Below are 12,957 nucleotides of genomic sequence, written 5' to 3' on the forward strand. Positions count from 1 at the left end.
CCGCTCGATTTCCGCACCGGCATCGTGACCGCGCCGCCGGACCCGGCACTGGTGCGCGGGTCGGCCGAGGCCGCGCGCGCGGATGGCTCGGTGGACGTGGCGGTCTGAACCGCCCTGCCTGCCCGAGCTTGGGGATATCCCCATCAGGGCCACTACGTACAGCCCGCAAAGCCGCGCCATTGCTGGCTTTGCGGGCTGTTCTAATTTCGGCAACAGCCGCGCGCGAATATTGAAATTGCTGCGTGCCAGCGCCCAACCCTAAAATTTTTGCACCGCGCAAATCCGCGTTTTGCCATGGAAGATAGGCCTGTTTCGGCGGGCGCCGCGATGCTTCCGTGACGCTTCCCGACGAGGTCCGATGTTCTCGTACGTCCTGCGCCGCCTGCTCGCCACGCTCCCCGTCATGCTGTTCGTCGCGCTGTTCGTTTTCGCGCTGCTCGACCTGGCGCCGGGCGACCCCGCCGCGCTGCTGGCGGGCGAGGACGCCACGGCGCAGGACATTGCCCGCATCCGCGCCACCCTGGGCCTGGACCAGCCCTTTCTGCTGCGCTTCGGCCACTGGATCTGGGCGGTACTGCATGGCGATTTCGGTACCTCGCTGTTCACCAGCCAACCCGTCTCGTACATGATCGGCCAGCGCCTGGCGCCCACCTTCAGCCTGATGGTCATGACGCTGGTGCTATCGGTGCTGGTGGCCGTGCCGCTGGGCGCGCTGGCGGCATGGCGGCACAACCGCTGGCAGGACCGCGGCATCATGGTCAGCGCCGTGATGGGATTTTCGATTCCTTCCTTCGTGGTCGGCTACCTCCTGGCCTGGGTGCTGGGCCTGCAGCTGCGCTGGTTTCCCGTGCAGGGCTACGTGCCGTTGTCGCGCGGCCTGTGGGCCTCGCTGTACACCCTGGTGCTGCCGGCGCTGGCGCTGGGCAGCGTGTATATCGCGCTGATCACGCGCATCACCCGCGCCACGCTGCTGGAAACGCTCTCGCAGGATTACGTGCGTACGGCGCGCGCGAAGGGCGTGCACGATCGCACCCTGTTGTTCCGCCACGCGCTGAAGAATGCCGCCGTTCCCATCCTGACCGTGATCGGCAGCGGCGTCGCCCTGTTGATCAGCGGCACGGTGATCACCGAAACCGTTTTCTCCATACCGGGGCTGGGACGCCTGACGGTGGACGCCATCCTGCGGCGCGACTACCCGGTCATCCAGGGCGTCATTTTGCTGTTCAGCTTCATGTACGTGCTGATCAACCTGGCGGTGGATTTGCTCTATCGCGTCTTCGATCCAAGGATCAAATACTGATGCGCGCTTTCCTCAAGATCCTGCGCGAACATCCCACCATCGCCGTGGGCGGTGTGCTCCTGCTGCTGCTGGCGCTGATGGCCGTATTCGCCCCCTGGCTGCATACCGTCGACCCCACCGCGCTATCGCCCGTCAACCGCACGCGTCCGCCGGGCGAACGCTTCTGGTTCGGGACGGACCTGCTGGGACGCGACGTCTATTCGAGGGTGATCTACGGCGCCCGGGTGTCGCTGATCGTCGGCTTCACGGTGGCCATCCTGTCCACCGTGGCGGGCGTGGCGATCGGGCTTGCCGCGGGCTTCGTGCGCTGGGTGGATGCGGTGGCCATGCGCATCATGGACGGCTTCATGTCCATCCCCACCATCCTGCTGGCCATCGCCCTGATTTCGCTGAGCAAGGCCTCGCTGCACAACGTGATTTTCGCCATCACGCTGGCGGAAATCCCCCGCGTCGTGCGCCTGGTGCGCGGCGTGGTGCTATCGCTGCGCGAGCAGCCCTATGTGGAGTCCGCCGTGGCGGCCGGCGCCAGCCGCCTGCGCGTGGTGCTGCGCCACATCCTGCCCAATACCATCGCACCGCTGACGGTACAGGCCACTTATATCTGCGGCGTGGCGATTCTGGCCGAAGCCGGCCTGTCCTTCATCGGCGCGGGCGTGCCGCCGGCCACGCCATCGTGGGGCAACATCATGGCCGAAGGGCGGGCGCTGTGGCAGATCAAGCCTTACCTGATCGCCTTCCCGGCGATCTTTCTGTCGGTCACGATACTGGCGGTCAATATGCTGGGTGACGGCCTGCGCGACGCCATCGACCCGCGCATGGCGAAAAGGATCTGACCATGGCCACGCAACCGGATTCCAGCCCCCAGGCTATCGATGTCGCCATGCCGCAAACCGGCCGGCGCGCGACCGACACCGGCAATCCGCCGTCCGGCCGCCGTGTCCTGGATGTCGCCAACCTGACGGTGAGCTTCGGGGCGGGGCCGGAGCCGACGATCGCGGTACGCGATATCGGCCTGCATGTGGACCGGGGCGAAACGCTGGCGATCGTGGGCGAGTCCGGTTCGGGAAAATCCGTGACCTCGCTGGCCATCATGCGGCTGGTCGAGTTCGGCGGGGGGCGTATCGCGCAGGGCACGATGACCTTCCACCGGCGCGACGGCAAGTTCGTGGACCTGGCCAAGGCCGGCCATGAGCAAATGCGCGCCATGCGCGGCGCGGACCTGGGCATGGTGTTCCAGGAGCCCATGACTTCCTTGAACCCGGTCATGTCCATCGGCGCGCAAATCGTCGAAGCGATCCGCCTGCACCAGCCCGGCGATGCGCGTACTGCGCAAGCCGAGGCGCGCCGCATCCTGGATCGCGTCCGCATTCCGGATGCCACTGCCGTCATGCGGCGTTATCCGCACGAGCTGTCCGGCGGCATGCGCCAGCGTGTCATGATCGCCATGGCCTTATCCTGCAAACCGGCGCTGCTCATCGCCGACGAGCCGACCACCGCGCTGGACGTGACGATCCAGGCGCAGATCCTGCAATTGATACGCGAGCTGCAGCGCGATATGGACATGGGCGTGATCTTTATCACGCACGACATGGGGGTAGTGGCCGAAGTGGCCGACCGGGTGATGGTGATGCGGCGCGGGCAGGCCATCGAAACCGATAGCGCCGTGGAGCTGTTCGCGCATCCGCGCGAGACCTATACCCGCGCGCTGATGGCGGCGGCGCCGAAGCTGGGCGCCATGCGCGGCACCGCGCAACCGGCGCGCTTCGAATTGGTGGAGCCCGAGCCAGCGCGCGGCGAGGCGGCCCCACCGCCTGGCGCGCCCGGCGGCGCGGCCTCTTCATCCGTCGCGCCCGGCGACACGGCCTCTCCATCCCTCGCGCCCGGCGGCGCGGCCCCCTTGGCCGCCGCGCCCGGCGACGTGCCCACGCGGCATCCCATCCTGCGGGTGCGCGATCTTGTGACGCGTTTCGACGTGCGCGGCGGTATCCTGGCCCGCGTGAAGCGCCGCGTGCACGCGGTGGAGAACGTCAGCTTCGATCTGCATGCCGGAGAGACCCTGTCGCTGGTGGGCGAGTCCGGCTGCGGCAAGACCACCACCGGCCGCTCGATCCTGCAACTGGCTCGGGTCACGTCCGGGACCGTCGAGTTCGACGGGCGAACGGTGCGCGCCGACGATCCCTTGTCCCTGCGGGCCTTGCGCCGCGGCATGCAGTTTGTCTTCCAGGACCCCTTCGCGTCGTTGAATCCACGCATGCGCGTGGGCGAATCCATCAAGGAGCCCATGCTTATCCACGGCGTGGCCAGCGGTGCCGACGCCGACCGCCGCGTGGCCGCGCTGATGGAGCGCGTGGGACTGGATCCCGCCATGGCGACGCGCTGGCCGCACCAGTTTTCCGGCGGGCAGCGCCAGCGCATCTGCATCGCACGCGCGCTATCGGTCAATCCTCGCGTGCTGATCGCCGACGAGTCGGTGTCCGCGCTGGACGTGTCCATTCAGGCGCAGATCGTCAACCTGCTGATCGACCTGCAGCGCGAATTGGGCGTGGCCTACCTGTTCATCTCGCACGACATGGCCGTGGTCGAGCGCGTCAGCCATCGGGTCGCGGTGATGTACCTGGGGCAGATCGTGGAGATCGGCCCGCGCCAGGCCGTGTTCGAGGATCCACGCCATCCCTATACGCGCAAACTGATGCAAGCCGTGCCGGTGCCCGATCCCACGCGCCGGCGCGTGGTCCGCGTCGACGACGCGGAGCTTCCCAGCCCGGTGCGTCCCCTGGACTACCGGCCCGACGTGCCGCCGCTGGAGCAGGTCGGGCCCGGACACTTCGTCGCCCGGCACCTGGTGGGCGGCTTGTATTGATGCTTTACCTTCCTCGTTCGAACCGGAGCTGAACATGGACCGCAGGCAATTCCTGATCACCACATCCGCCAGCGCGGCGACACTGGCCATGCCGGCCTATCTGCGGGCCGCTCCGCGCGTCGAGTTCCGCTGGATACCGCAAACCGACCTGACGCTGCTCGACCCGACCTTCACCACCGCGACGATCACGCAAAACCACGCGCAGATGGTGTTCGACACGCTGTACGGCCTGGACAACGACTACCAGCCGCATCCCCAGATGGCGTCGGGCCACGAGATGGATGCCGACGGCCTGCGATGGGTGATCACGCTGCGCGACGCGCTGGTTTTTCACGACGGATCGCCGGTGCGGGCGCAGGATGCGGTCGCCAGCCTGCATCGCTGGGCGCTGCGCGACCTGATGGGCAAATCGCTGATGGCTGCGACCGCGGAACTGACCGCATTGAACGACAAGCAGCTGCAGTTCAAGCTGAAGAAACCCTTTCCCCTGCTGCTGCACGCGCTGGGCCGGCAGACCGGCAGCATGGCGGCCATCATGCCGGAGCGCCTGGCCAAGGGGCCGGACGACAAGCCGGTCACCGAGATGATCGGCAGCGGCCCGTTCCGCTTCATGCGGGACCAATGGGTCTCCGGTTCGCGCGTCGTGTACGAGAAATTCCCTGGCTATGTGCCGCGCAAGGACAGCTTCCCGCCCCAGTTCAGCGCCGGTCCGAAGATCGCCCACATGGACGAAGTCCGCTGGAACGTCGTGCCCGACCGGGCCACCGCCATTGCCGCCCTGCAGGCGCACGAAGTGGACGGCGTCGAGGCCGTGGACAACGACTTCATCGGCGTCCTGAAGGCCGACCCGTCCATCATGCTGCTCAAGCGCAGCCTGCCCACCGTCGCCATCCTGCGCTTCAATCATCTGCAGCCGCCGTTCAACAACGTGCTGATGCGCCGCGCCGTGCTGGCGTCGATCAATCAGACCGACTACATGACCGCCATCAACGGCACGGAATTCAAGGAGTACTGGAGCGACCGCATGGGCGTGTTCGTGGAAGGCACGCCCATGGCGACGGAGGCCGGGATGGACAAGCTGACCGGCAAGCGCGACCTGGACAAAGTGCGCGCGGATATCAAGGCCGCGGGCTACAAGGGCGAGTCCATCGTCATGATCGACCCCGCCGATTTCCCCGCGTACCATGCCGCGGCGCTCGTCACCGCGGACTTGTTCAAGCGCATCGGCCTGAACGTCGACGTGCAGACCATGGACTGGGGTACGGCGGTACAACGCCGCAACAACCAGGATGCGCCTTCCAAGGGCGGCTGGAACGTTGCCTTTACCGGTCTGACCGGTCCCAACAACCTGGACCCGGCGGGCCATCTGGCCCTGCGCGGCAACGGCAAAGCGGCCTGGTGGGGTTGGCCGGACAGCCCCAGGCTGGAGCAGTTGCGCCAGGATTGGTTCAATGCGCCGGACCTGGCGACGCAGAAGAAAATCTGCGAACAGATCCAGTTGCAGGTGATAGAGGATGTGCCGTATATCCCGCTGGGCGCCAGCTACCAGGTCAGCGCCTATGGCGCGGAATGGAAGGACTTCCAGCCGCAGCTGCCGCTGTTCTATACCGCCCGCAAGGCCTGAGCCAGGGAGACGGCCATGAATGCATCCGGCCCGCGCGTCGCCGTGCTCGGGTTTCACCTGGAGTCCAACGCATTCGCGCCCGTATCCGTCGAAGCGGATTTTCGCGCGCAGTGCTGGGAAGAGGGCGAGCGCATCAGCGCGCTCGCGCGCCAGGTCAGTCACCTGCCCAGCGAGCTGCCCGGCTTCTACGAGCGCATGGACGCGCTGGGACCATGGCAGCCGCTGCCCCTGATCGTCATCGGCGCGCCGCCGGGCGGTCCGGCCAGCGCGTCGGTATGGGCCACGTTCATGCGCGAAACGCAGGAACGGCTGCGGGCCGTCCTGCCGGTGGATGCCGTGTACATCGCCAACCACGGCGCCTCGTCGGCGGAAAGCCAGGACGATACCGAAGCCGCGCTGGCCGTCATGCTGCGCGACATGGTCGGGGCCGACGTGCCTATCGTTGCCACGCATGACCTGCACGCCAATGTATCCGAGGCGACCGTGGATGCGCTGGACGCGCTGATCGCCTATCGCACCAATCCGCACGTGGACCAGCGCGAGCGCGCCGCCGAGGCCGCCGACCTGCTGCACGAGATGCTGGCCGGCATGAAAACCGCCACCGCGTATATCCGCCTGCCGTTGACGCCGCCGTCCGTTACGCTGGGCACGCGCGAAGGACCCTACGCCGATCTGATCGCGCAGGCGCAGGCCTGTATGTCGCCGGCCGGGCAGGGACCCATCGCCAATGTCTCCGTCGTGGGCGGCTTCGTCTTCGCCGATATCCCCAAGTGCGGGTTGACCATTACCGTGACGGCGCGCGGCGACCTGGCGGCGGCGCGGCGCACCGCGCTGGCGCTGGCGCGCGCGGCCTGGAAGGACCGCCACCGCTACGTACCCGACATGATCGATGTCGAACGCGCCGTGGCCATCGCGCAAGCCTCCACCGTGCCGCTGCTGTTCGCCGACGTCGCCGACAATCCGGGCGGCGGCGGGCGGGGCAACACCTCCTGGCTGCTGTCGGCATTTCATCGCGCGCGCGTGCCCGGCACCGTGCTGGGTGTGTTCGTCGACCCGGAACTGGCGGCGCAGGCCCACGCCGCGGGCGAAGGCGGGGACTTCGATGCGGTCTTCAATCGCCAGGAATCGGAGTTCTCGCTGCGCTTGGAGGCGCGCGCCAGGGTGCTGCGCCTGACCGACGGCGACGGCGTGGGGCGGCGCGGCGTCATGCGTGGCCGCACGTTCTCGCTGGGGCCCAGCGCGCTGCTGCAACTGGAGGACTCCGGCCTGCGCGTCATCGTCGGCAGCTTGCGCCGCCAGCTGGCGGAGCCCCGCATCGTGGAAATGCACGGCATCGACATCGGGACGGTCGGGAACCTCATCGTCAAGAGCCGCGGGCACTACCGCGCCGGTTTCGACGAATTCTTCAGCCCCGATCGCATCCATGACGTGGACAGCCCCGGACTGACGACACCGAACCTCAAGCGCGTGGATTTCCGTCGCCTGCCCAGGCCGGTCTGGCCCCTGGACGCGGATGTCGCCTGGCGCGAACCGGACTGGGCGGCGCAAGCCGGATAGAAATCCGGCGTGGATTTTGGGGGCCGGGGCCCCACGCGGCGAGCCAGCCCCGGTCTTACGCCGCCAGCGTCACGTCGCGCACGATGGCCTGCACGATGCGCATGACGCTGGCAGGCAGCTCCCGCCCCAGCATGGTCTGGATATGGAAATGCCGCTGGTGCAGGTCGGTATTGGTCAAAGGCACGGCAACCAGTTCGCCGCGCTGGATTCCGGCCAGCACCGTCAGCCGGCTGCCGAAGATGATGGGCCCGTAGGTGCGGCTGAGAGTCTGCAGCGCGCCCATGTTGTTGCTGGCCATCACGACATTCAGTTCGATGCCTTCGTGCATGCAGCACAGGTCGACGATAAAGCGGATGGTACTGCCGTGCCCCATCAGGGCGACGGGGTAGCCGGAGACTTCCTGCATGGACACCACGCTGCGCCGCGCCAGCGGATGGTACGGCGGCATTACGGCGCACACGGGCAGGATGCCGACGTGCTGGATCTGCACGCCTTCGGGCGCCGACAGGCTGTAGCTCACGCCGATATCGTCCTTGCCTTCGCGCACGCGGCGGTTGATTTCCTCGGATTGCAGGATGTCCAGCTGGAAATGCACGCTGGGTTCCGTCTCGCGGAATCGGCCGATCAGGCGCGGCAGCAGCTCGCGGCCGAAGGCCTGGTTGGCGGATATCCTGACCATGCGCTGGCCGACCCGGCTCAGGTCCCGCACGTCGGAGCGTGCCCGCTCCGCGTCCAGGTGGGCGCGCCGCGCGTAGGCGGCCATCAGTTGCCCCGATTCGGTCAGCACCATGCCGCGCGCGTGGCGGTCGAACAGCACCGTGCCGTACTCGTCCTCCAGCTTGCGGATCATGCGGCTGACCGCGGAAGGCGCCACGTGCAGGGCCTGCGCGGCTACGGTCAGCGACCCGTTATTGACGACTTCCAGGAAGTACTTGAGCGCGGTATTGAGCATGGGGCGATTCGGATTGCGGCGCGGTGGCGGCAGCCACTATGGCGCAAAAGGGCGGCCGCCGCCATCCGGCCCATCCCCAGGGCCGGCCGCGCTATTTCGCCAGCAGGTCCAGGCTGGCGAACAGGTCGGCCAGGGTGGGCACGGAGCGCGCCGGCCATATCGCGCTGAGATCGAAGCTGGGCAGATGCCGGCCATCCGCCACCCGGCAAAAGCGCACGCCGCGGAAATCCAGCGAGCGGATCCAGCTGGGCAGCAGGCCCACCCCGCAACCTCCCGCCACGCAGGCCAATACGGTCAGCGTGCGGTTGGCTTCCTGCGCCACGCGCGGCGCATGGCCGGCCTTGCGCATCGCGTCGAGTATGGACTCGTACAGCACCGGCAATTGGCTGCGCGGATACAGTACGAGCCCGGCCTCGGCGATCTGGGCCAGGCTGACCGTGCCATCGGGCGCCACCTCGAATTCGTCGGGTACCGCCGCCACCAGGCTATCGCGCAGCAACAGGCGTTCGCGCATGTGTCCGCCCACGGCCACCGGCGTGTGCATCAGGCCGATATCGATCTGCCCGTTCTGCAGGGCTTCGGCCTGTTCGGCGTTGCTCATCTCGCGCAAGATCACCCGCACGCCGGGCGCGCGCTCGCGCATCTGGCGCAGGGCCCGCGGCAGCGTATCGAACAGCGCGGAGGACACCAGTCCGACGGTGAGCTGACCGGCGCTGCCGCGGCCGATGTCCCGCGCGCGGGCCGCGGCGGCGTCGATGCGCGCCACGCTGGCGCGTATGTCTTCCAGGATGGCGCGGGCGGCCGGCGTCGGCTGCGCCCCGCGCCGCGAGCGCTCGAACAGGCGCACCCCCAGTTCTTTCTCCATGCGCACCAGGGCCTGGCTGAGCGCCGGTTGCGCCAGGCCCAGCCAGGCCGCCGCGCGGCTGACGCTGCCATGATCGATCACGGCCAGGAAGTAACGCAGGTGACGGGTTTCCATATTGAAACGATATATATAAGTGACACTTTCTACATAGAAAACTATACATGGCTTGCCTAGAATCCCGCCAATCCCGGACCGGTCCCGAGCCTGTCCCACGGCGCCGGCCGCATCCGTACCGGTCCCGGGCGCGTGGGTATACCGGGACGACTCTGGAGCCTGTCATGTCTGCTTTCGCCGAATCGGTCTTTCGTCCGCACGCCGCGCAGGCCGGCGTGCGGCTGGCGGCCGTCGATACGCACGCCCATGTGTTCGAGCGGGGGCTGGCGCTGATCGAAGGACGCCGCTATACGCCGGCCCATGACGCGCCGCTGGGGGATTACCTGGCACGGCTGGACGGGCATGGCATGACGCATGGGGTACTGGTGCAGCCGAGCTTCCTCGGCACCGACAACAGCTACCTGCTGAGCGCCTTGCGGGCCTTTCCGCGGCGACTGCGCGGGGTCGTCGTGATCACTCCTGGCGCGACGGACGACAGCCTGCGCGAGATGGCCGCGGGCGGCGTCGTGGGGATGCGGCTGAACCTCGTCGGGCAGCCCACCCCCGCGCTGGACACCGCGCCCTGGCGCGGGCTGCTCGAGCGTGTCGCCGCATTGGGCTGGCACGTGGAGGTACATCTGCCGGCCGCGCGCCTGCCGGAGGTCGTTCCGCCCTTGCTGGCGGCCGGCTGTGCCGTCGTGGTCGACCATTTCGGCCGCCCGGATCCGGCATCGGGCGTCGCCGATCCAGGATTCCGATACCTGCTGCGCCAGGCCGGCAGCGGCCGCGTATGGGTGAAGCTGTCCGGCGCGTACCGTAACTGGCCGCACGCGGACGTGGCGGCGGCGGGGCGCGAGGCCGCACGGCTGCTGCTGGATGCGTACACCGGCGAGCGTCTGGTGTGGGGCAGCGACTGGCCGCACACGGAGCACCCCGACGTTTCCTATGCCGCCACGCGCGAATGGCTGGACCGCTGGATCGACGATCCGGCGATCCGGCAGGCCGTGCTGACGGACACGCCTTCGCGCTTGTTCCGCATCGATCGCTGAGGTACCGAATCACCCGAGTTGTGCCGTTGTTGTTCCGCGCCGACGTGTGGATCCCATGCACGTCGCCATATAGATATCAGGAGACAAACATGCCCTTCGATTTTCCGTTCCGCCTCACCCGCCGGTGGCTGGCCGGGCTGGCCATCGCGGCCGCCACGACCGCCGCTTCGGCCGCCTATCCCGACAGGCCGATTACGCTGGTGGTCACCTATCCGCCCGGTGGCACGGTCGATCTGGTGGCCCGCCTGATCGGCCCGCGCCTGTCGGCGGTGCTCGGGCAGTCGGTCATCATCGAGAACAAGGGCGGCGCGGGCGGCATGATAGGCGGCGCCTACGTCGCCAAGGCCGCGCCTGATGGCTACACGCTGATGATGGATGCCTCCAATCACGGCCAGAACCCGGCGCTGCACAGCAAAATGAACTTCGATACGCTGCGCGACTTCGCACCCGTCTCGCTGCTGCTGCGCGTGCCCAACATCCTGGTCGTGACGCCCAAGTACCCGGTCAAGACGGTTGCCGACCTGATCAAGCTGGGCCAGGCCACGGACGGCACGCATGTGTACTTCGCGTCCTCCGGCCCGGGTTCGGCCCAGCATCTGGCCGGCGAGCTGTTCAACTTCCTGGCTCACACGCACATGCAGCATGTGCCTTACAAGGGCGGCGGTCCCGCCATGGTCGATGTCATGTCCGGCCAGGTGCCCGTGATGTTCGCCAGCATGGGATCCTCGTGGCCGCATGTGCGCGCCGGCAAGCTGCGCGCCATCGCGTCCGGCGGCACCACCCGTTCGCCATCGGCCCCGGACCTGCCCACCATCGCGGAATCCGGCGTGCCCGGCTATTCCTCTTATGAGTGGAACGGCGTCTTCGCGCCCGCCGGCACCCCGCCGGCCATCGTGAACAAGCTGTCGCAGGCGCTGGCCCAGGTATTGAAGGAGCCGGATGTCGCCAAGCAGCTGACCGACATGGGCGCGGAAATCGTCGCCTCGACCCCGGCCGAGCTGGACACCTTCCGCCGCGCGGAAATCGAAAAGTGGAAGAAAGTCGTCGAAGAGGCGCATCTGCAACTCGATTGACGGCGTTCGGTTGCGCGGCTTCCCCGATTGGCAGCGGGGTGTCGCGCGGGCAGCTACGCGACTTCGCCAAGTTCAGCGGCAGGTCGGTGATCGGCTGTTTAATCCCAAACTCGGCTGCGGCGATAGCGGAAAAATACATCGGGATCGATTCTTCGATCATGTGCCGGTAGTACTTCGCCGCGGTCGGATGGTTCGGGCGGGTCTTACTTACCAGGGAAATCAGTTAGCTGGTATCCAACAGCACAGCTACCGTCATGCGTCATCACCTCGTAGCGATTCCAGCCACTGGATCGCGTCGGGAACGTCTGACCAGGCTGCTGTTCCGCGCTGAACCATCTTTCTGAATTCGGTCTCATCGTAGACCGGATGGTGCGTTTCGAAAGCAAGCAGGTGCAAGTCGCGCAATTCACCGGTCCGAAGATTTTCCTCCGCGGTAACGTGAAGCAATGCTTGCCGATATAAGCGATTTTCGCTTTCCTGGGCCAGCAGTTGCTGCGGAGCCGACACTTTCATTACTTTGCCGTTCTCGAGCTCCAGGTGGACATTTGCCTTGGTTTTCCCTCCCCAGTCCACCACCCTGCCATGCAGGTATTTTTCGACCGTCACCCAGACGTCTTCGATCTGCTCGTAATCGGTCGTGCTGTCGATCGTCGCGATGGCATGCTTCGACCCGTCTTCAAGACGGTACGACCGGTCGGGATGACCCCTTGCCTGGGCCTGCCAGCGCTTGACGACTTCGGCCCTTTTCAAATCGATCTCGCCTAATGAAGCGGGGACTGCCAAATGGCTAACGTCCGACCAAAGTCCATGGGCCATCGCCAATCCCGTGGCTACCAGGACCAAAGACCCTTCGTCGATGGAAATCAGCACATCGGCGGACTTGAGCTCGCGCCCGGAACCCTGCAGGAATTCGCTGACATCTTTGTGAAACTCACCCAGCAGGTTCAATGGGACGTGCCTGGGGCCCACATCAACGCCGTTGATGCGGTCGGTTAGCGAGAAGCGAAGTTCGTCAGCGGGCACCATGCCGGAGATTGTAGAGCGCGCGCCGGATTTCCGGAATCCGATGCGTTGGAAGCTGGGTGCGTTCCGCATGATGTCTTCCATACCGCGATGCGGAAGTATGCCGATAGGCAGGCAACATAAATCGGGCATGAGTGCTGGCATGGCGTCCTCTGGCGGTGAAGGTCTTGCATGGGTGCGATGGCGCGGCCTTCCCGTTGGCATCTTGCAGGATGCCGCGCCGCGTGTAGGGCCGAATTCTGCAGAGCGGGATTGTCGCGCGAGCGTATACCGGCTGGTATGGTCAGCCTTCCCTTGGCCCGCAAAGCAGCCAAGTCCGCCGCTCCATGAAAGGAGACATTGCAATTTGCCGTACCGACGGGCGCAGATGGGCAGGGCATCCCCGGCCGCGCGCCAGCGCGGTCACGCGGCGGTCTATCGTCCCGTGTTGTATCGTCCCCCCTTCGGTCCGCCGACACGGGAAAAGGCGGCTCATGGTTGCCGATCTCTCCGGTGGCCAGCGGGAGACTCCATGGACCTACGCCAACTCGAATATTTCGTCCACGTCGCGGAACTGGGCAG

At 66.8% G+C, this 12,957-nt stretch carries 10 protein-coding genes; 7 read left to right on the plus strand and 3 right to left on the minus strand.

From position 1 onward, the window contains the following. Nucleotides 1–358: 358 nt before the first annotated feature. From ACO1P8_RS25040 to ACO1P8_RS25060, 5 genes are read left to right on the plus strand one after another with little or no spacing between them, the layout of a single operon-like run. Nucleotides 359–1,300 carry an ABC transporter permease gene (locus tag ACO1P8_RS25040; RefSeq protein ID WP_486298543.1) on the plus strand — a complete coding sequence of 314 codons (942 nt, stop codon included), beginning with the start codon at nucleotides 359–361 and terminating at the stop codon, nucleotides 1,298–1,300. After that, on the plus strand, nucleotides 1,300–2,133 hold the full coding sequence (locus ACO1P8_RS25045; protein WP_486298544.1) for an ABC transporter permease: 834 nt from the start codon (nucleotides 1,300–1,302) through the stop codon (nucleotides 2,131–2,133). The genes ACO1P8_RS25040 and ACO1P8_RS25045 overlap by 1 nt, the downstream gene beginning before the upstream one ends. A gap of 47 nt (nucleotides 2,134–2,180) precedes the next feature. Continuing rightward, nucleotides 2,181–4,160, plus strand: coding sequence for a dipeptide ABC transporter ATP-binding protein (locus ACO1P8_RS25050; protein WP_486298552.1), 1,980 nt, complete (start codon nucleotides 2,181–2,183; stop codon nucleotides 4,158–4,160). Between the two features lie 34 nt (nucleotides 4,161–4,194). Next, nucleotides 4,195–5,784, plus strand: a complete 1,590-nt coding sequence (locus ACO1P8_RS25055) for an ABC transporter substrate-binding protein (RefSeq protein WP_486298545.1) — start codon at nucleotides 4,195–4,197, stop codon at nucleotides 5,782–5,784. Between the two features lie 15 nt (nucleotides 5,785–5,799). Next, nucleotides 5,800–7,341 carry a M81 family metallopeptidase gene (locus tag ACO1P8_RS25060; protein ID WP_486298546.1) on the plus strand — a complete coding sequence of 514 codons (1,542 nt, stop codon included), beginning with the start codon at nucleotides 5,800–5,802 and terminating at the stop codon, nucleotides 7,339–7,341. Nucleotides 7,342–7,396: 55 nt separating this feature from the next. On the opposite strand, the gene ACO1P8_RS25065 is transcribed toward ACO1P8_RS25060, so the two are convergent. Both ACO1P8_RS25065 and ACO1P8_RS25070 read right to left on the minus strand, forming a co-directional pair. Further along, the gene (locus ACO1P8_RS25065) at nucleotides 7,397–8,293 is read right to left on the minus strand and encodes a LysR family transcriptional regulator (RefSeq protein WP_486298547.1); all 897 of its coding nucleotides are present in this window, start codon (nucleotides 8,291–8,293) and stop codon (nucleotides 7,397–7,399) included. 91 nt (nucleotides 8,294–8,384) lie between these two features. Then, complete coding sequence (locus tag ACO1P8_RS25070; protein ID WP_486298548.1) at nucleotides 8,385–9,272, minus strand: LysR family transcriptional regulator; 888 nt, start codon at nucleotides 9,270–9,272, stop codon at nucleotides 8,385–8,387. A 164-nt stretch (nucleotides 9,273–9,436) separates the two neighbouring features. Here ACO1P8_RS25070 and ACO1P8_RS25075 point away from each other — a divergent pair, with 164 nt between their 5' ends. Both ACO1P8_RS25075 and ACO1P8_RS25080 read left to right on the plus strand, forming a co-directional pair. Beyond that, nucleotides 9,437–10,300, plus strand: coding sequence for an amidohydrolase family protein (locus tag ACO1P8_RS25075; protein WP_486298549.1), 864 nt, complete (start codon nucleotides 9,437–9,439; stop codon nucleotides 10,298–10,300). Nucleotides 10,301–10,389: 89 nt separating this feature from the next. Continuing rightward, nucleotides 10,390–11,373 (plus strand): tripartite tricarboxylate transporter substrate binding protein, encoded by a 984-nt coding sequence (locus tag ACO1P8_RS25080; protein WP_486298550.1) that lies wholly within the window; start codon nucleotides 10,390–10,392, stop codon nucleotides 11,371–11,373. A gap of 252 nt (nucleotides 11,374–11,625) precedes the next feature. Here ACO1P8_RS25080 and ACO1P8_RS25085 read toward each other — a convergent pair whose 3' ends face one another. Further along, nucleotides 11,626–12,480 carry a hypothetical protein gene (locus ACO1P8_RS25085; RefSeq protein WP_486298551.1) on the minus strand — a complete coding sequence of 285 codons (855 nt, stop codon included), beginning with the start codon at nucleotides 12,478–12,480 and terminating at the stop codon, nucleotides 11,626–11,628. Nucleotides 12,481–12,957 lie beyond the last annotated feature (477 nt).

Source organism: Bordetella sp. (assembly GCF_057362025.1).

Excerpts from the sequence above, each read along its gene's own strand:
- ACO1P8_RS25085 (WP_486298551.1), bottom strand. The coding sequence starts at position 12,480 with ATGGAAGACATCATGCGGAACGCACCCAGCTTCCAACGCATCGGATTC.
- ACO1P8_RS25050 (WP_486298552.1), top strand. The coding sequence starts at position 2,181 with ATGCCGCAAACCGGCCGGCGCGCGACCGACACCGGCAATCCGCCGTCC.
- ACO1P8_RS25060 (WP_486298546.1), top strand. The coding sequence starts at position 5,800 with ATGAATGCATCCGGCCCGCGCGTCGCCGTGCTCGGGTTTCACCTGGAG.
- ACO1P8_RS25080 (WP_486298550.1), top strand. The coding sequence starts at position 10,390 with ATGCCCTTCGATTTTCCGTTCCGCCTCACCCGCCGGTGGCTGGCCGGG.
- ACO1P8_RS25065 (WP_486298547.1), bottom strand. The coding sequence starts at position 8,293 with ATGCTCAATACCGCGCTCAAGTACTTCCTGGAAGTCGTCAATAACGGG.
- ACO1P8_RS25055 (WP_486298545.1), top strand. The coding sequence starts at position 4,195 with ATGGACCGCAGGCAATTCCTGATCACCACATCCGCCAGCGCGGCGACA.
- ACO1P8_RS25040 (WP_486298543.1), top strand. The coding sequence starts at position 359 with ATGTTCTCGTACGTCCTGCGCCGCCTGCTCGCCACGCTCCCCGTCATG.
- ACO1P8_RS25075 (WP_486298549.1), top strand. The coding sequence starts at position 9,437 with ATGTCTGCTTTCGCCGAATCGGTCTTTCGTCCGCACGCCGCGCAGGCC.
- ACO1P8_RS25070 (WP_486298548.1), bottom strand. The coding sequence starts at position 9,272 with ATGGAAACCCGTCACCTGCGTTACTTCCTGGCCGTGATCGATCATGGC.
- ACO1P8_RS25045 (WP_486298544.1), top strand. The coding sequence starts at position 1,300 with ATGCGCGCTTTCCTCAAGATCCTGCGCGAACATCCCACCATCGCCGTG.